The 18,063-nt window shown below is 72.4% G+C and carries 12 protein-coding genes; 8 read left to right on the forward strand and 4 right to left on the reverse strand.

The window, feature by feature from the left end:
* Nucleotides 1-69: 69 nt before the first annotated feature.
* The 3 genes from ABZT02_RS04390 to ABZT02_RS04400 form a co-directional block, all read right to left on the reverse strand.
* On the reverse strand, nt 70-606 hold the full coding sequence (locus ABZT02_RS04390) for an RNA polymerase sigma factor (protein ID WP_356014079.1): 537 nt from the start codon (nt 604-606) through the stop codon (nt 70-72).
* Between the two features lie 74 nt (nt 607-680).
* Complete coding sequence (locus tag ABZT02_RS04395; protein ID WP_356014081.1) at nt 681-1,346, reverse strand: M15 family metallopeptidase; 666 nt, start codon at nt 1,344-1,346, stop codon at nt 681-683.
* 124 nt (nt 1,347-1,470) lie between these two features.
* Nucleotides 1,471-4,620, reverse strand: coding sequence for a BTAD domain-containing putative transcriptional regulator (locus ABZT02_RS04400; protein WP_356014083.1), 3,150 nt, complete (start codon nt 4,618-4,620; stop codon nt 1,471-1,473).
* A gap of 512 nt (nt 4,621-5,132) precedes the next feature.
* Between ABZT02_RS04400 and ABZT02_RS04405 the strand changes: the two genes are divergently transcribed.
* The 5 genes from ABZT02_RS04405 (at nt 5,133) to ABZT02_RS04425 (ending at nt 11,116) form a co-directional block, all read left to right on the forward strand.
* The gene (locus ABZT02_RS04405; protein ID WP_356014085.1) at nt 5,133-6,122 is read left to right on the forward strand and encodes a hypothetical protein; all 990 of its coding nucleotides are present in this window, start codon (nt 5,133-5,135) and stop codon (nt 6,120-6,122) included.
* 126 nt (nt 6,123-6,248) lie between these two features.
* Nucleotides 6,249-6,716, forward strand: coding sequence for a hypothetical protein (locus ABZT02_RS04410; RefSeq protein WP_356014087.1), 468 nt, complete (start codon nt 6,249-6,251; stop codon nt 6,714-6,716).
* Nucleotides 6,717-6,956: 240 nt separating this feature from the next.
* On the forward strand, nt 6,957-7,997 hold the full coding sequence (locus ABZT02_RS04415) for a lysylphosphatidylglycerol synthase transmembrane domain-containing protein (protein WP_356014089.1): 1,041 nt from the start codon (nt 6,957-6,959) through the stop codon (nt 7,995-7,997).
* A 47-nt stretch (nt 7,998-8,044) separates the two neighbouring features.
* Nucleotides 8,045-8,587, forward strand: coding sequence for a glycoside hydrolase family 20 zincin-like fold domain-containing protein (locus tag ABZT02_RS04420; protein WP_356014091.1), 543 nt, complete (start codon nt 8,045-8,047; stop codon nt 8,585-8,587).
* 24 nt (nt 8,588-8,611) lie between these two features.
* Nucleotides 8,612-11,116 (forward strand): beta-N-acetylglucosaminidase domain-containing protein, encoded by a 2,505-nt coding sequence (locus tag ABZT02_RS04425; RefSeq protein WP_356014581.1) that lies wholly within the window; start codon nt 8,612-8,614, stop codon nt 11,114-11,116.
* An 85-nt stretch (nt 11,117-11,201) separates the two neighbouring features.
* On the opposite strand, the gene ABZT02_RS04430 is transcribed toward ABZT02_RS04425, so the two are convergent.
* Nucleotides 11,202-11,966, reverse strand: a complete 765-nt coding sequence (locus ABZT02_RS04430) for an SIS domain-containing protein (protein ID WP_356014093.1) — start codon at nt 11,964-11,966, stop codon at nt 11,202-11,204.
* 119 nt (nt 11,967-12,085) lie between these two features.
* Between ABZT02_RS04430 and ABZT02_RS04435 the strand changes: the two genes are divergently transcribed.
* The 3 genes from ABZT02_RS04435 (at nt 12,086) to ABZT02_RS04445 (ending at nt 17,954) form a co-directional block, all read left to right on the forward strand.
* Nucleotides 12,086-12,970 carry a MurR/RpiR family transcriptional regulator gene (locus ABZT02_RS04435; RefSeq protein ID WP_356014095.1) on the forward strand — a complete coding sequence of 295 codons (885 nt, stop codon included), beginning with the start codon at nt 12,086-12,088 and terminating at the stop codon, nt 12,968-12,970.
* Between the two features lie 110 nt (nt 12,971-13,080).
* A complete protein-coding gene (locus ABZT02_RS04440; RefSeq protein ID WP_356014097.1) occupies nt 13,081-17,298 on the forward strand; it encodes an NEW3 domain-containing protein in 4,218 nt (1,405 codons plus the stop codon).
* Nucleotides 17,295-17,954: a peptidyl-prolyl cis-trans isomerase gene (locus ABZT02_RS04445; RefSeq protein WP_356014099.1), complete on the forward strand. Its 660-nt coding sequence runs from the start codon at nt 17,295-17,297 to the stop codon at nt 17,952-17,954. Before ABZT02_RS04440 ends, ABZT02_RS04445 begins: the two co-directional genes overlap by 4 nt.
* The last annotated feature ends 109 nt before the right edge of the window (nt 17,955-18,063 follow it).

Consider the following 18,063-nt stretch of genomic DNA (forward strand, 5'->3'; position numbering starts at 1 on the left):
ACGCCGGTGGGAGACGCGGTGGGAAAACCGGGTGGCACACCCCACCCCCGTGGAGGTGTGCCACCCGGGTCAGCGGTGGAGGGCGGCGCGCATCTTGGCGAGGCCGCGCAGGCGGTTGCGCTGGACCGTGCCGCGGTGGGCGCCGAGGCGTTCCCCGGCCGTGTCGTGGGTGAGTCCCTCCAGGTCCACGAGGATCACCGCGGCGGCCTCCTTCTCGGAGAGCATGCCGAGCAGCGCGATCGCCGTGGCGGAGGCCTCGTAGGAGTCGAGTCCGCCGTCCCAGCCGGCTTCCGGCAGCTGGTCCGTGGTGCGCTCGCGACGGGAGGGGTGCTGCCAGGAGTCCCGCAGCAGGTTGAGGGCGACGGCGCAGGTGTAGGCGTACGGGTGCTGCTGCCGTGTCAGGCTCTGGGAGCGGGCCCGCCGGGAGAGCCGCAGATAGGTCTCCTGGAGCAGGTCGTCGGCGTCGTGCGGATTGCCCGTCAGCGCGAGCAGCCGTCTGCGCAGACGTGGCATGTCGGCCGTGAAGGACGCGTCGAAGTCCCCCGGGCTCATCCGGTTGTCGGCGTCGCGCGGTGGTGGTGGACAGGTGGCCTGGCTGTGGTGCATTTCTTTCCCCCTTGCGGTGATTCCTCGCGGTGATTCCTCGCGGCGGTCGCTCGTGCGCCGTCCCGCTCCGGTGGTCAGGCCGGAGGGCGGGGCGGGTCGGCGGGGCCGTAGCGGGCGGCCGGTACGCGGCGCAGCAGGGCCCAGTACCGGTCGCCGTACGACCAGTGCCACCACTCGGTCGGGTAGTTGACGAACCCGGTCGCGGTGAGCACATGGCCCAGCAGGGCCCGGTACTCCCGCGCCTGTGCGCCGATGCCGGGCGCGTCGGTGCGGCAGGCGCCCGCGCTCTCCTCCGGGGTGGCGTTGACCTCGGTGCCGAGCGGCAGTTCGCGGCCCGTGTGGTCGCACAGGGTGAGGTCGACCGCACCGCCGCTGACGTGCGGGGCGACCTCCGGCGGCGAGATGTACGCGCTCGCCAGCTCACGGATCCGCTCGGGAGCCGCGTCCGGGTGAGCCTGCCGCATGGTCGCCGCGTACTGCTCGAAATACCGGCGCTGGAGGTCGGGCGGCCGGTACCCCTCCACCACCAGCAACCGGATCCCCGGGGGCAGCAGCCGCTGCGCCCGCACGAGCCGCCGCAGCGCGCCGGCCCTGAGATGGGCGTAGCTCCCCGCGTCGTCGGCCTGCCGGGAGTCGACGAGCAACTGCCCGTCCTCCCGCAGGTCGACGAGCGGTTCCCCGCACTCGTCGTGCGTCACCGCGGCAACCCTGGGGTCCGCGAGCGTGATGATGTCTGTCACGGGAAGAGCGTCTCGGGGTCCTCTGCAATTGCTCTGCAGATCGCCTGCAAGCGCCGGCCCGGGGCTTCTGCAGCGACCTCACGGCACCCGCGTCCCCGCTACGCCGCCCGGTCCCACGTCTCGGCTACGCCCGGTCCCGCGCCTCCCGCGCCCCCGACTCCCGGAACACGCGCATCGCCTCGGCACGGGCCCCGGCGGCCGCGTCCACCTCCCCGGCTGCCTCCCGGACCACCGCCAGATCCCACAGCGTCCGCGCCCGCCACAGCGGAAGCCGCAACGCCTCCCAGAGCGACAGGGCCCGCTCCAACGGGTCCCGTGCGCTCCCGGCGTCACCGGCGGCCAGATGCCACTCCCCCAGCGTCCGCAGCACCAGTGCCTCGCCGAACCGGTCCTGCCGCTCCCGGGCCAGCTCCAGACACCGCCCGAGCCGTTCGCGCGAGGCGTCCAGGAGGCCGAGGCGCAGCTCCACCTTCGCCAGCGACTGTTCCGTGTACATCACGCCGAAGGTGTCGTGGAGGCCGGCGAAGGCCCGCAGCACGCCCCGCAGCAGCCGCTCGGCGTCCGCGTACTCCCCTTCCGCCCGGTGGCACAGGGCCACCGCGCGCAGGACCAGCGCCTCGCCGTGCCGGTCGTCCTCCGCCCGGTACAGCTCCAGGGCCTGCGCGAAGGCCTCGCGGGCGGCGGGGTCGTCGCCCTGTTCCCGGTACACGTAGCCGAGGCCGTAGAAGACCCGGGCCCGGGCGCCGCGGTCGTCGAGTCGCGCGTACCCCTCCAGCGCCCGGCCGAGCAGCTCCAGCGCCTCGGGATAGCACGCCTGTTCGCGCCGGGCGGTGGCCATGCCGAGCAGGGCCTGGGCCGCCCCCGGTACGTCGTCATGGGCCTTGAACAGCCGCAGGGCGTCCCGGAAATAGGCGTAGGACTCCTCGAACTCGTCCTGTTCGTAGCGCAGTTGACCGAGACCGGTGAGCAGCCACGCCTCGCCCTCGCCGTCCCCGCTGCGCCGCACCGCCGCCATGGCCGCGGTGTGTGAGCGGGACCAGGCGTCGAACTGGTTGTACAGCGCGACCGAGCTGGCGATCAGCGCGCCGGCCAGGTCCCGGGCGGCGCGGTCCATGCCGTGGTCGGCGCAGTACTCCACCGCCGCCAGCAGTCCGGCCTGTTCGGCGGCGAACCAGGCCGCGGGCCGCCCGAGGAGCTCCTCCTCGGCCTGCGGATCGAGCGGGTCGACGGGCCGTACCGCGGCCGGTTCGGGGAAGTACCGTGCCGTGCCGCCGGGGCCCCGCGCGGCGGCCTTCTCGGCCAGCCCCAGCCAGCACTCCACAAGGCGCCGCACGGCCGCCGTCCGCTCCTCGGCGCTCTCCTCCGACAGACAGCGCTCGCGGGCGTGTTCACGGGCCAGGTCGTGGATGCGGTAGCGGCCGCGACCCGTGGCGTCGACGCCGATCACGTCGATGAAGTGGCAGTCCACCAGCCGCTCGACGGCCTCCTCGGCCTCCTCGGTGCCGATGTCGAGCAGCGGCGCGGCGATCCAGGCCGCGAAGTCGGGCAGGTCGAGCAGGGCCAGCCGGCGCAGGGCACGCCGTTCCTGCGGATCGAGGTCGGCGTAACCCAGTTCCAGGCTGGTGCGCAACTCCAGGTCTCCGGCGCGCAGTTCGTTGAGCCGCAGCCGCTCGTCCCGCAGGCGGGCGGCGAGCCGGCCGGGCACCCAGTGCGGCCGGGCCGCGAGCCGTGCCCCGGCGATGCGCACGGCGAGCGGCAGCCGCCCGCACAGGGCGACGATCTCGGCGGTCTGTTCCGGCTCCGCGCGGATGCGGTCCGCTCCGGCGACCCGTCCGAGGAGTTCCAGGGCCTCCTCCTCGTCCGGGACGGTCAGATCGAGGTGGGCCGCGCCTTCCAGGGCCACCAGCCGACGCCGGCTCGTGACGAGCACCGCGGAGCCGGGACCGGGCGGCAGCAGGGGCCGTACGTGCGCCTCCCCGGCGGCGTTGTCGAGGATCAGCAGAATGCGGCGGTGCCCGGTGTACGTGCGGTACAGCCCGGTCAGTTCCTCGACGGAGCTCGGCAGTGCCGCCGGTTCGGCGCCCATGGCCCGCAGCAGCCGGGCGAGGGCGTCGGCGGGTTGCAGCGGGGCGGTGTCGGCGGCCCGCAGGTCCACGAACAGGCGGCCGTCGGGGAAGAGTTCGGCGGTGCGATGGCCTACGTGGACGGCGAGCGCGGTCTTGCCCGTTCCGGAGCGTCCGGAGATCACCCCGATCGGCGGGGCGGTGCGGCCGGGGTCGTCGACCCGGCCCAGCAGGGAGACGGCCCAGTCGATCTGGTCCGACCGGCCGACGAAGTCGGCTATGTCCGGGGGGAGATGGGACGGGGCGGGTCTCGGGGCCGACGTACCCGGTCCGGTGCCCGGCGCCGCCGTACGACCCGTGCCGCGCTGCCGGTCCTGCCTGGTGGCGGCGGCCTGCCGGGCCGGGGGGCGGGAGCCGGCGTCCGGCGGTGCGGGGTCGCGGGGGCGGGAGCCGGTGCCCAGCAGTGCGGGGTCGTTGGTGAGGACGGCCTTGTGCAGGGCCCGCAGTTCCGGTCCGGCGTCGATGCCCAGCTCCTCGCGCAGCACCTCGCGGCCCTCCTGGTAGGTGCGCAGGGCGTCGGAGACGCGTCCGGTGCGGAACAGGGCGGTCATCAGCTGGCCGCGCGGCCGTTCCCTGAGGGGGTGGGCGGCGACGTGTGCGAGCAGGGGCGCGATCGTGCGGTCCGGGCGGCCGAGCTCCAGCTGGAGGCCGAAGGACTCCTCCTGGGCGACCAGCCGCAGTTCGGCCAGCCGGCCCGCCTCGATCCGGGCGAACGACTGGCCGAGCCCTTCGAGGGCGTCCTGCCCGCGCCACAGCCCGAGGGCCTCGGAGAGCAGCTCGGCGGCCTCGTCCGCGCGGCCCCGGGCGGCCTCGGCCCGGCCGGAGATGAGCAGTTCCTCGAAGCGGCGGGCGTCGACCTGGGAGGCGTCGAGATCGGCGACGTACCCCGGTGGCCGGGTACGGATCACCTCCGCCTCCCCGACGCGGGCCAGGGCGCGGCGTACCGCGGAGACATGGGTGGCGACGAGGGCGCTGGCGGTGGCGGGCGCCTGCTCGTCCCAGACGCAGTCCACGAGCCGTTCCGTGGAGAGCACCTCGCCCAGGTGGACGACGAGTGCGGACAGGACCGCGAGAGGTCTGACCCCGCCGAGCGGAGCCCGTCGGTTCCCCTCCCACACCTCCACCGGACCCAGTAGACGTACCTGGAGCATGGTCCCCCGATCGCCACACCGCCCACACCACGGATACGTGTTCGACGATATCGACGGGGGGTGTCCACGGACGACGGGAACGGGGCGGACCTGGCCGGATCGAGCTGGTGGGCGACCGTGCTGGGCCCCTCGGAGGGGCCTGCCACCCGGCGTTCAAGAGCCTTCCTCCTGGCTTCCCCCCGGACGGCGGTTGGCCGGATTTCGACGGTACACAGAGACACCCCTCACCTGAGGGACGGCTGGGCCCGGCCGCTCGTATGAGGGCCCCCCGAGATTTCTCGTGTCGAAGATTCCCGCACGTCCCGTGTCACCCGCGGTTCTGACCCCCGGCAGGCCTCCGGCAGGCGCCCGGCAAGCCTCCGGCAGGCAGAGAAGACGGATCGCGGACCGTCCTCGTATGACCCCCGGCACAGGAAAAGAATCAGCGGTCCGGGGGTCATACGGACGTGCCCTCCGGGGCGTCAACGGCACGTAAGAGCAACCCAGTTCGACTTCGCCCCGGGAGCATGCCGATGAAGCGCGCCGACGCCCCACGCCGGACGGTGGTACCGAGTGGACGCAGCACACGACGCGCGCCCGCCGCGGTGGGCGTGATCGTCGCGCTGGCCTCGCTCGTGCTGACCGGTTGCACGGCGGACACCGACGCGGCCCACCGCACCACGCCGGCCGCGAGGGCCGAGTCCGCCCAGGCCGGCCAGAAGCTCACGTACGCCCAGGACCTGCGGATCTCCGACGCCGAGCAGCACCTCATCACGGTCTGCATGAGGAAGAAGGGTTTCCGCTTCTGGGAGGAAAAGCCGCTGAGCCTGGAGGACAGTCGGCCGGTCGGCTACGTCCAGGACGACATCGGCTGGGCACGCAGGCACGGCTACGGCAGCCGGATCGCGGCGCAGGAGGACCGCGCCCGCCTGCGCAACCCCAACATCGCCTACCGCAAGTCCCTTTCCCGCTCACGCCAGAAGGCCTTCGACATCGCGATGGACGGCGGCCGGGAAGCCGTGGTGCTGAAGTCGCCGACGCCGTCCGGCGGCACGATCTCCAAGCAGTCCGGCGGCTGCGCCGGCCAGGCCGAGAAGATGCTGTACGCCGATCCGGCGGCGTGGTTCCGGTCCGACGTGAGCGTCAGAAACCTGCGCCCCCTGTACGTGGACAAGCTGCTGCGCGACAAGGAGTTCACGAGCGCGGTGAGCGCCTGGTCGCACTGCATGAACAAGGCGGGCCACCCCTTCCCCGACCCCGACGCGGCACGCCAGTCCACGCGTGAGCACAGCGCGGAGCAGACCCGGGCCGAGGAGGCCAGGACCTTCGCGAACGAGACCCGGATCGCGGTGGCCGACGCCACCTGCGCCCGCGCCGTCTCCCTGCGGGCGATCGGCGAGCGGCGGGAGGCCCACTACGTCGGCGAACTGGCCGGAAAGTACGGCCACGCCCTCGACGCCCACCTGCGGATGCAGCGGTACGCCCTGGCCGTCGCCGAGCGCACCGTCCCGGCCCGCACCTGATCCGGGACGCACCGCCCCTGACATCCGTGACCCCGTGTCACGGACGGAACCCGCGACGACGCTCGCGGATCGTCACCCCACCCACCCACGCCTCCCACGAGGCGCAAGCAGAACAGGAATCCCGTCATGCGCAAGCTGACCGTCTCCCTCGCCACCCTGGGCCTCGCGGCCCTCGGCATCGCCATCCCGGCCACCGCCCACGCGGGCCCCGGCTGCAACGCCAACTGGAACGCGCACGGCCGCGACGGCAACGTCCGCGCCTGGGACGGCACCGACTGCGGCGGCGAACTCCTCGGCGTCACCCCCACCCGCGACCCCGAGTGGGGCGACAACCTCGGCCCCTTCCAGGGCAACGACGTGAACCGCGCCTCGTCCGTCATGAACAGCGGTTTCGTCGGCGGCAAGGACGTCGTGGCCTTCTACTGGCGCGCGGATTACAACGACACCTCGTACGGCTGCCTCCTGCCGGGCGAGAAGTACGTGGACGACCTCAGCCGGAACCACTACACCAACAACGTGAACATGAACAACTCCATCGAGTCGCACACCTGGGTGGCTTCGACCGCCTGCGCCCCGGGCTCCTTCATCAGCTGAAGCCCCCTGTCGCGACCGTAGTTCCCCTGACCGCCCCGGCATCCCGAAAGGATGCCGGGGCGGCCGGTTTCCGGCACCTGCGCCGCACCCCGTGTCGCCCACCCGCCCGCGCTCCTTCGACTGCCGGACATTTGAACGTCACACCGAGCGGGAACGTTTCCCTCGTCCCCTCTGCATCGCCTTGCCTCCGCCATGCCCCGTGTCCCGCACGGGGCATGACGCGAAAGGACGACGTGCGCCGTGTCCCTGCTTCCGCTCGAAGGTCCCCCGGGGCCGCTCCCCGCCGCCGCCCCCGCCCCGCTCCCGACCGGCACCCCGGCTCACGCTCCCGCCGGTTCCCGCCGCTCGCTGACGCGTCTGACCCGCCACCTGCTCACCGTGCTCCCCCTCCTGCTCATCGGCATATGGGCGGCCCTGGACCGGCGTGCCCTGTACGACGGCACCGCGCGGCTGGCCTCGGCCGATCCCGGCTGGCTGCTCGTCGGGCTGTGCTACACCTGCCTGGGCTGGATCTCCGCCTCCGTCGTACGGCAGGGCGCGCTGCCCGAGCGGCTGCCGTCGGGGCTTCTGGTGGCCTCGCAGTTCGCCGCCGGCGCCGCCAACCACGTGCTGCCGGCGAGCCTCGGCGCCCACGCCGTGACCCTGCGCTTCCTCCAGGGACAGGGCATCCCGCTGGCCCGCGCCACCGCCTCGCTCGCCCTGTACACGCTGGTCAGGCCGATCGCCAAGACGCTCGTCCTGGTCGGCTTCCTGGTCGCGCTGCCCGGATTGCTGCGGCTCGGCGATCTCGTCCCGGACCGGCGCATGCTGTTCCTGCCCCTGGTGGCCGCGGGACTCGGACTCGGCGGCACGCTGCTGCTGTTGACCCTGGTCCGCCCGCTGCGCCGCCCGGCGGCCACGTTCGTGCGCACCGCCCTGACCGACGCCCGCCGTCTGCACACCATGCCCAGCCGGATCCTCGCCCTGTGGGGCGGCGCGGCCGCCGCACCGCTGCTCCAGGCGAGCGTGATCCACGCGGTCGGCGCCTCGCTCGGGGTGACGCTGTCCTGGGCGCAGGTCGCGTTCGCGTACCTCGTCGCGAGCAGCGCGGTCGGGTCGGTGCCCGCGCCCGGCGGCGTCGGCCCGGTGGACGCGGCCATGGTCTTCACCCTCGCCGTCTACGGCGTCCCGGTGAGCGTCGGCACGGCGACCCTCATCGGCTACCGCGTCCTGACGGTGTGGCTGCCGCTGCTGCCCGGGGTGCTGTGCATGTCGGCCCTCGTGCACCGGAAGGTTCTTTGAACGTTCGCCCCATTGAATGCTTCATTCAACATCCATAGCCTTTCAAGGTGGATTCATTCATCAGTCTCAGACGTACGGCCGTCGCCCTGCTCCTGACCCTCGGCCTCGCGGCCCCGGCGGCACCCGCCACTGCCGAGGCCCGGCAGCCCGCTCCCCAGGTCTGGCCGACTCCGCAGAGCATGAGTGCCGGAAGCGGCCGGATCCCCGTCCCCCGCCGGGTCGTCGAGGTCGTCGGCCCCCACACCGACCCGTCCGCGAGACGGGTCGTCAAGGCGGCCCTCAGAGCCGCCGGCGCCGACCGCATCACCACGGTCGGCGCCGGCGACCGGCCGCCCGCGGCCGGCCTGACCGTCTACCTCGGCGGGCCGGGCGAGAACACCGCGACCGCCCGGACGCTGAAGCAGCTCCACGCCGCCTCCCCGTCCGGCCTCGCCTCCGGCGGCTACGTCCTGGCCGCCGGCCGCAGCCACGGCCGGGCCCTCCTGGCCCTCTCCGGCGCCGACCCCACCGGCACCTTCTACGCCGCCCAGACCCTGCGCCAACTCCTCGACGGCAAGCGCGAGTTGCCCGTGGTCAAGATCCGCGACTGACCCGCCGCCGCCCTCCGCGGAGTCATCGAGGGCTTCTACGGCACCCCCTGGACGCAGGCCGAGCGGCTCGCCCAGCTCGACTTCTACGGCCGTACCAAGCAGAACGTCTACGTCTACTCCCCCAAGGACGACGACTACCTGCGCGCCCGCTGGCGGGACGAGTACCCGGCGGCCGAACTCGCCCGGCTCACAGAACTCGTCGACCGGGCCGCCACGAACCACGTCCGCTTCACCTACGCCCTCTCCCCCGGCCTCTCCGTCTGCTACTCCGCCGGCGCCGATGTCAAAGCGCTCACCGCCAAGTTCGACTCGCTGTACGCCATCGGCGTCCGCTCCTTCGCGATCCCGCTGGACGACATCAGCTACACGAAGTGGAACTGCTCCGAGGACGAGCGGGAGTTCGGCACGGGCGGCGGTGCGGCGGGTGCCGCGCAGGCCCATCTCCTGAACACCGTCTGGAAGGACTTCTCCGCCACGCACACGGGGCTCCAGCCCCTGGAGATGGTCCCCACCGAGTACTCCGACCTGGCCGACTCGCCGTACAAGAAGGCCCTGAGGGAGCGGCTCGACCCGTCCGTGGTCGTCGAGTGGACCGGCGTCGGCGTCATCGCGCCCACGATCACCACCGACCAGGTCAAGCAGGCCCGCGAGGTCTACGGCCATCCGATCCTCATCTGGGACAACTACCCGGTCAACGACTACGTCACCAGCCGCCTCCTCCTCGGCCCCTACACGGGCCGGGAACCGGGCGTGGCGAGCGCGGCCACCGGCGTGACCGCCAACCCGATGGTCCAGGGCGAGGCGAGCCGGATCGCCCTGTTCACCTCGGCCGCCTATCTGTGGAACCCGAACGCCTACGACCCGCACAAGGCGTTCCTCGCCTCGGTCCGGGACCTCGCCGGGCCCGAGTCGGCCAAGTGGCTGCGGATCTTCGCCGAGAACAACTACTCCTCCCAGCTGGACACCACCGAGTCCCCCACCCTCACCCGGCTGATCACCGCCTTCCGCGAGGCCTACGAGCACAACAGCGGCCTCGACCGAGCGGCAGCCGCGCTGACGTCCTACTTCACCGACATGGCCGCCACCCCCGCCCAGCTGCGCGCCCGGCTCGACAACCCCGGCTTCCTCGACGAGACCTCCGCCTGGCTCGACAAACTCGGCAGCTACGGCCGCGCGGGCGGGACGGCCGTGGAACTGCTGCTGGCCCACAAGGCCGGTGACACGGACGCGGTGTCGGCGTACTGGAAGCAACTCCAGCAGGAGCGGAAGGCGTTGGACGCCGTCCCGCAGCAGGTCTCGCCGGGCGTGATGGACCAGTTCCTCTACACGACGATGCTGGAGAACGCCCCTGACCCCGGCGTCGACGCCTCCTTCTCCCCCGCCGCCCTCTCCCTGAAGCCCGGCGCCTCCGCGACCGTCACCCTCGACTTCTCCGACGCGCGGGCCAGAACCGTCAGTTGGAGGCTTGACGTGCCCGACGGCGTCACGGCCACACCCTCCGAGGGCACGGCCACGACCCCGGACACCAAGGTCACCGTCACCCTCACCGGGAAGACGGAGGGCGTCCACTCCCTCGTGGTGTCGGGCACCGGCATCCTGGACCGCGCGCTCCCGGTGCAGGTGAGCGACGGCACCGGCACACCGCGCGCCCTGACCGCCAACTTCAGTGGCGCTTCGGTGAGTTCCGTCGACCTCTCCACCGGGACGACCAAGAACATCTCCGTCGGCAGCAATCCCGGCGAGGTGGTGGTGAGCGGGGACGGCCGTACCGCGTACACGGCCGACCAGGGTTCGAACTCGGTCAGCGTGATCGACGTGGCGAGCGGCACGGTCACCGCCACGGTCGCCGTCGGCAAGGTCCCCGCCGGTCTCGCGCTCACCCCGGACGGCGGCACCCTCTGGGTCGCCAACTACACCGACGGCACAGTGCAGTCGGTCGACACCGGCACGCTGACGACCGGTACGCCGATCCCAGTCGGCGACGGCCCCGAGAACATGGCGATCACACCCGACGGCAGAACCCTGTACGTGGCGAACATCCACGACAACACGGTCAGCCCCGTCGACCTCACCACCGGCAAGGCAGGTACGGCGATCCGGGTCGGCCCGAGCCCCTTCAACGTCGTGGCCGCACCCGACGGAAGGACGGTCTACGTCTCCAACTCCGGCGGCTCGACCGTGACCCCGATCGACACGGCGACGAACGCCACCGAACCGACCCTCCTGGTCACGGGACAGGCCTACGGCCTCGGGCTCTCTCCGGACGGCCGCACCCTCTGGGTCAGCCCCAGCAACGGCGACACCATCACCCCGGTGGACACGGTCACCGGCGCACCAGGCCGCACGGTCAAGGTGGGCAGGTCAGCCTTCGATGTGGCCCTGGACTGGAACGGCAGCACGGCCTACGCGACGACGGCCGACGGCAACGCCCTGGTCCCGGTGGACACCGGAACGGGCAGCACCGGCGCCCCCTGCACAACAGGCGCCTATCCACTGGCGGTTGCCCTGACTCCGGTACCTGTCGGGTAAGGGCTCTCACACAGGGGCGCGGGGAACTGCGCGACCAGCCCCCACCGGCCGCAAGTTCCCCGCGATCCCGCGACCCCCGAGAAACCTACGTCGCCGTACGCCGAACCCGCCCCGCGTACCGCTTCTCCAACTCCAGGTTCCCCTCAAACCCACCGGGCACATTGGCGGAGACATACACCGGCGGCCGCTCACCCGAGGCGAGCAACAGACCCGAAGCCTCGGCCACCGCCATCTGCACCAGCATCACCCCGGTCAGAGTGGACAGCGCCCCCACCGCCCCACCTCCCGGCAGCGACAGCAACGCGTCCCCGACCGGCGCCGCGTTGTCCAGCACCACATCCGCCAGGTCCACGAGCTTCTTCCCGCTCTCGTGCCCCGCGGGCACCGCGCCCGTGTGCGTGAGGGAGGTGATCGCGAGGACCTTGTGTCCCCGCGACTTCGCGTGCAGCGCCATCTCCACGATGACGTTGTTGACACCGGAGTTGGAGATGATCACGAAGAGATCCTGAACCTGGGGAGCGGCAAGGTCGTACAGACGGACCGCCACTCCCGGCTCACGCTCCAGAAGCGGGTCGTCGAGCACGCTGGGCGCGTCACCGCCGTAGAGGACCAGGTCGGACATCTGGAGCCGGTTCGTGGGCACCAGCCCGCCCGCGCGGCCCGCGACCTCCAGGACCATCGCCTGGGAGTGACCGGTACCGAAGGCCTGGATCACCCCGTCGGCGCGGATGCAGTCGGCGATCAGCCCGGCGGCACGGCGCACGTCCTCGCGGGCGGACTCGGTGACGTGACGGAGGACGTCCAGGCTCTGTTCGGCGAAGCGCTGGGCGCTGACGGACTCGACGGACACGCGACACTCCCCACTGATGGATTGAACCACCATACAACCACCCAGCAGTGAATCAACAAACCACAATGCGGTCCTGGTATTCAATCAGAGGCGCTAAGGGTGGCTGATACCTTCTTTCCATGCCTCCGACCGACGTCACCACACTGATCCGCACCGAGCTGCCCCGGCTGGCCGGTTCCCTGCGGAAGGTCGGCGAGCTGATCCTGGAGGATCCGGCCGCCGTCACCCACTGCTCCGCCGCCGAGCTGGGCCGCCGCACCGGAACCTCGCAGGCCACGGTGACCCGGTTCTGCCGGGCCATCGGACTCGACTCCTACCAGCACCTGCTGATCGAGCTGGCCCAGGAACGCGGACGCGGCGAGGTCTCCGACTGGGGCTCCGCCGAGATCGGTCCCGACATCTCCCCGGACGACAGCCTGGAGCGGGTCGTCCAGGTGGTCGGCAGCGCGGATCTGCGCGCGATCCAGCAGACGATCGAGCGCGTCGACCTCGACGCCCTGGAGCGCGCGGCCCAGGCGCTGGCCAAGGCCCGCCGGATCGACGTCTACGGCGTCGGCGGCAGCGGCGCGGTCGCCCAGGAGACCGAGACCCGGCTGTTCCGTATCGGCTGCCAGGTGCGCGGCTGGACCGAGGTGCACGGCGCGGCCACCTCCGCGGCCCTGCTCACCCCGGCCGACGTGGCCATCGGCATCTCCCACTCGGGCGCCACCCGCGAGACCCTCGAACCCTTCGAGATGGCCAAGGAGCGGGGTGCGACCACCATCGCCATCACCACCGACCCGCGCTCCCCGCTGGCCAAGGCCGCCGACATCCGGCTCATCTCCGCCACCTCGGAGACCAGTTTCCGCACCGGCAGCATCGGCGGCCGACACTCCGTCCTGATGATCGTCGACTGTCTCTACGTCCGGGTCGGCCAGGTCGCCTACCAGCGGGCGAGTTCCTCCCTCGCGCTCACCGACCACATCACCCCGCAGCATGCGGTGAAGGCCCGCCGCACGCGGTGACCGTGACCGATCATGCATGGATGAACCACCGAGATAACACAAAGATGGTTGTTTGAATCATCCCCTCGATGCCAGGATGGGGCTCCCCCGAGTCATCTCGTAGGAGCCCCATGCGTGTCACCTCAGTTGAGTCGACCGAGCTGTTCGTCGGTACACCCGAGCAACCGCTCCAGGTGGTGGCGGCCGGGATCGAGCACGTGCCGGGCCGCTCGGTCCACGTGACGGTCGAGGGGCGCGGCGGCATCGGGGAGACCGTCGTCACCGTCGGCGAGGACGGCACCGTACGCGCCGAGATACCCGTGACCGGCACCGGCGGACCGATCACGGTCACCGCGGCCGACGGGGACGAGACCGCGAGCGGCACCGGCGAGTTCACGGTCGCCGAGCCCGGCTGGACCATGTTCATGGTCAGCCACTTCCACTACGACCCCGTCTGGTGGAACACCCAGGGCGCCTACACCGAGACCTGGGACGTGGCCGACAGCCCGGCCACGACCGGCCTGCCCGCCCGCACCTTCGACTCGCGCGGCCAGTCCGGGATGAGCCTGGTCCGGGCGCACTCCGACCTGGCCCGGCGCGACCCGGCGTACACCTTCGTGCTCGCCGAGGTCGACTACCTCAAGCCGTACTGGAACGCCTTCCCCGAAGAGCGCGGCTTCCTGCGTGAGCTGATCCGCACCGGCCGCGTCGAGATCATGGGCGGCACCTACAACGAGCCGAACACCAACCTCACCGGCGCCGAGGCGACCGTACGCAACGCCCTGTACGGCGACGGATACCAGCGTGCGATCCTCGGGGCGTCCCCGGAGACCGCCTGGCAGCTGGACGCGTTCGGGCACGACCCGCAGTTCCCCGGGCTGATGGCCGACGCCGGGGTGACCTCCAGCTCCTGGGCGCGCGGACCCTTCCACCAGTGGGGCCCCACGCTGTCCGTGTTCGGCGAGGAGCCGCGGGATCCGCGACGGATGCAGTTCCCGGCCGAGTTCGACTGGATCGCCCCCTCGGGGCGCGGCATCCTCACCGCGTACATGGTCAACCACTACGGCGCCGGCTGGCGGATCGACAACGCGCCGACGCTGCCCGAGGCGGAGGCGGAGGCGTTCAAGCTGTTCCAGGGGCTCAAGAAGGTCGCCCTCACCCGCAACGTGCTGCTCCCGGTCGGCGGGGACTACGCGCCGCCGTGCCGCTGGGTGATGGACATCCACCGGGACTGGAACGCCCGTTACGTCTGGCCGCGGTTCGTCTCCGGCATCCCGCGGGACTTCTTCGCCGCCGTGCGCGCGGAGCTGGACGCCGAGGGCCGCAAAGCCTCGCCGCAGACCCGGGACATGAACCCCGTCTACACCGGCAAGGACGTCTCCTACATCGACACCAAGCAGGCCCAGCGGTACGGCGAGACCCTGCTCGCCGACGCGGAGGCCTGGGCGACGCTCGCCTCGCTCGTCACCGGGCACGCCTACCCGGACGCGGCCCTCGACAAGGCCTGGCGGCAGCTCGTCTACGGCGCCCACCACGACGCCATCACCGGTTCCGAGTCGGACCAGGTGTACATCGACCTGCTCACCGGCTGGCGGGAGCTCGTCGACCTGGCCGAGACCGTGCACGCCGACGCGACGAAGGCGCTGGCCGACCGGGTGGAGCCGGGCACCGGACCCGATCTGGTGGTCTTCAACTCCGCGACCTGGCAACGGCGGGACGTGCTCACCGTCGACGACCCGGGCCTGGTACCGGTCGGCGACGACTTCCAGCCGCTGCCCGCCGTCCGCGAGCAGGACGGCCGGCTCCGGGTCGTCGTGCCGGAGGTGCCGGGCATGGGTCTCAAGGCCCTGCCCCTCGCGGCCGGTTCCGTCCCGGAGTGGACGCCGGGCGAGGGCACGACCATCCGCAACGAGTTCTACGAGGTGACGGTCGACCCCGCGCGGGGCGGCGCCGTGAGCGGGCTGCGCGCGCTCACGGAGGACGGCCGGAATCTGCTGCCCACCGGTGACATCGGCAACGAACTCGTCGTCCAGGAGGAGTTCCCGAGGCACCCCCGCTTCGGCGAGGGGCCGTGGCACCTCACCCCGACCGGCACGACCGCCGCCCGCAGCGGCGACGTACCGGCACAGATCGAGGTCGAGCACTCCCCGGCCGGTTCGCGGATCACCGTCCGCGCCGACCTCGGCCTCTTCACCTACACACAGCGCCTGACCCTGTGGCGGGGCATCGACCGACTCGACGTCTCCACCACCATCGACGGCTACGACGGCGCCGACCGCCTCATCCGGGTCCGCTGGCCCTCCGACGTACGGGGCGGGCTGCCCGTGCACGAGGTCGCGGACGCGGTGATCGGGCGCGGGTTCGGGTTCGTCGAGGTGGACAGCGAGCAGTTCCCGTGGACGCTGGACAACCCGGCCCACACCTGGTTCGGGCTGGGGTCCACGGCACGGGTCGCGCTCAAGGACGACTCGGGGGCCCTGCTCGGCCAACGGGCCTTCGGAGTCGCCGAGTTGGTGTACGCCGACTGGGACGAGGCCGGTGAGCTGGGCGCCCCGCTCGCGGCGGCCCTCGTCCGCGCGGGCGTCACCGCCACCTCGACCATCGCGGGCGGCCCCCGCTACGGCGACCTCGAGGTCGACTCCAACCTCCCCGACATCCGGATCGCCGTCGGCGGGCCCGAGCGCAACTCCCTGGTCGCCGAGGCGCTCGCCATGGACCCGGCCGCCGACCGCGAGGTGCGCCGACAGGTCGCCGAACGGGGCGTGGCGGCCGTCTGGGTCGCACCGCGCGCCTCCCTGCGCGAGGAGTGGGTGCCCGGCGCCGACCTGCGCGACCTGGAGCGGCTGCCGTTGCTGGTGATCGCGGGTGCGGACCCGTCCGGGGACGCGAAGGCGGTCGACGCGCTGATCACCGACCTGGACGACTTCACCGTCACGGCCACGGCGGCGGGCGGCGGCGAGGCGCTCCCACCGGGTGACGCCTGGGACGGACGCGGATTCGCCGTCCTGAACCGCGGCACGCCCGGCTGCGTGGTCACGACCTCCGGCGACCTCTATGTGTCCCTGATGCGCTCCTGCACCGGCTGGCCCTCCGGTATCTGGGTCGACCCGCCCCGCCGCACGACTCCCGACGGCTCCGGCTTCCAGCTCCAGCGCTGGTCGCACACCTTCGAGTACGCGGTCGTCGCGGGCCAGGGCGACTGGCGGGACCTCCGACTGCCCGCCCGCGGCCATGAGTTCAACCACCCGCTCACTGCCCGGGTACGCGGCGAGGGAGAACGGCCGCTGCTGCCCCGCACGACCTCCCTGCTGGAGGTGGAGCCGGCCCGCGAGGTGCTCCTCGACGCCCTCAAGCCGCTCGGCTCCCCGCTGGCCAGGGGCAGCGCGGCGCCGGTGGATCCGGCGCGCGGGGTCGTGGTCCGGGTGCACGAGGTGAACGGACGGCCGGTGCGGGCGCGGGTGCGCGGGCCGGTCGCCTGGACCGAGGGCGCCCGCGCGGACGTACTGGAGAGGCCCGGGGAGTCCCTGTTCCCGGACGCCGAGGGCGCACTGGAGGCCGGGCTCACCGGCTTCGAGGTGGCCACCGTCCTGGCCACGCCCCCTCAGGCGCCGGAGCCCGCCACCGACCCCGGCGTCGCCGCCCATGAGCCCGCGCAGCCCGTCCATACCCGGTACTGGCTCCACAACTCCGGCCCGGCCCCGCGCGGCAACATGCCCGTGTCCGTCTACGTCTCCCCCACCGCCCTCACGGCCACCGGCCCCGTCACCGCGACCGTCCGGGTCGGTTCCGAACTCACCGACACCTCGGCGAACGGCACGGTGGTCCTCGAGGTACCGCCCGGCTGGTCCGCCGAGCCCGCCGAACTGCCGTACGTGCTCGGCCCCGGCGGGTTCTCGCTGGCCGAGGTGACGGTGACGCCGCCGCCGGACGCCGAGCCGGGACGGCACTGGCTCACGGCCAGGCTGTCGTACGGCGGACAGACCTACGAGGACGTCGTCGGCCTCGACGTGCCGGGCGGTCCGCCCGCCGGGCAGGGGCTGACGTGCGAGCTGGACGCCGACCGGGTCACCGTGCGCAGGGGTGGGCGGGCTCAGGTTCCGGTGAGCCTGCGGAACACCACGCGGGGCCCGGTCGGCGGACAGCTGTGGGCGGTGTCGTCCTGGGGCACGTGGCCGGGCGTCGGCCCGGGGCTCCAGGGCTTCACGGTGCCCGGCGGCGAGCAGCGGCAGACGGTGATCGAGGTGGACGGCTCGGCGATCCCACCGGGCGCGTACTGGCTGCTGGCGAAGGTCGCGTGGAACGGCCACGTGGCGTACACGAGGGCCGTGGCGCTGGAGGTGACGGAGTGACGGAACACGCGGCACTGATAGACGGCGACCCGATCCCGACAGAACGGGTGAACTCCTTTCTGGGAGCGCCCCATAGGGGCGCGGGGAACGGCGCGACCGGCCACGACAGGCCCGCACCCGCCCGACGGCAGACGGAACCCCCCTCCGTCGCGAGACAACGCCGCCGCTGGGCCACACAAGTGATCGTCACCGACGAACTCGCCCGAAGGGCCTGCGCCGACCGGGGCCTGAGGGTGCCGGAAGAGGTGTCACCCGCCTCCGCCCTGGCCGTCACCGAGACAGACGTGGCAGACCTCGGCAGCATCGTCGCCGCGGCGCTCGCCCACTCCCCCGCCACCCGCACCCTCCTGGCCGCCCTGGAAGCCGAACAGACGGTCCCGGAGACCGCCGTACGGGACTACTACGACCGCAACCAGGACCGGTTCCTCACCCCGGAGGCGCTGAGGCGAGGCGTCACCCCCTTCGACGGAGCGGCCCCAGCGGACCTGCTGCCGTACGACGAGGTCCGCGAGGGCATCGCGCGCGAGCTCCGCACAGCAGCCGGGCGCCAGGCGTTCTTCGGTTGGCTGGACCAGGCGAGGAGCGCTGTCGTGTACTCCCACGGGCACGAACACCCCGGAGACCCGTCCCACCCGGACCACGAACACCGCCACTGATCTCGCACGGAACCTAAACGCAACACGGGAAACCATTGACCTCCGATGAATTCTGGTCCACCTTTTCATCAATCGGAGTCGGAGTTGGTTCATTGAACCAGCCGTGGAG

The sequence above is a fragment of the Streptomyces sp. NPDC005402 genome (assembly GCF_040606575.1).
In the GTDB taxonomy this organism is placed as follows: domain Bacteria; phylum Actinomycetota; class Actinomycetes; order Streptomycetales; family Streptomycetaceae; genus Streptomyces.

Coding starts and splice junctions, on each gene's coding strand:
- ABZT02_RS04405 (WP_356014085.1), top strand. CDS start 5,133: ATGAAGCGCGCCGACGCCCCACGCCGGACGGTGGTACCGAGTGGACGC.
- ABZT02_RS04435 (WP_356014095.1), top strand. CDS start 12,086: ATGCCTCCGACCGACGTCACCACACTGATCCGCACCGAGCTGCCCCGG.
- ABZT02_RS04390 (WP_356014079.1), bottom strand. CDS start 606: ATGCACCACAGCCAGGCCACCTGTCCACCACCACCGCGCGACGCCGAC.
- ABZT02_RS04410 (WP_356014087.1), top strand. CDS start 6,249: ATGCGCAAGCTGACCGTCTCCCTCGCCACCCTGGGCCTCGCGGCCCTC.
- ABZT02_RS04400 (WP_356014083.1), bottom strand. CDS start 4,620: ATGCTCCAGGTACGTCTACTGGGTCCGGTGGAGGTGTGGGAGGGGAAC.
- ABZT02_RS04440 (WP_356014097.1), top strand. CDS start 13,081: ATGCGTGTCACCTCAGTTGAGTCGACCGAGCTGTTCGTCGGTACACCC.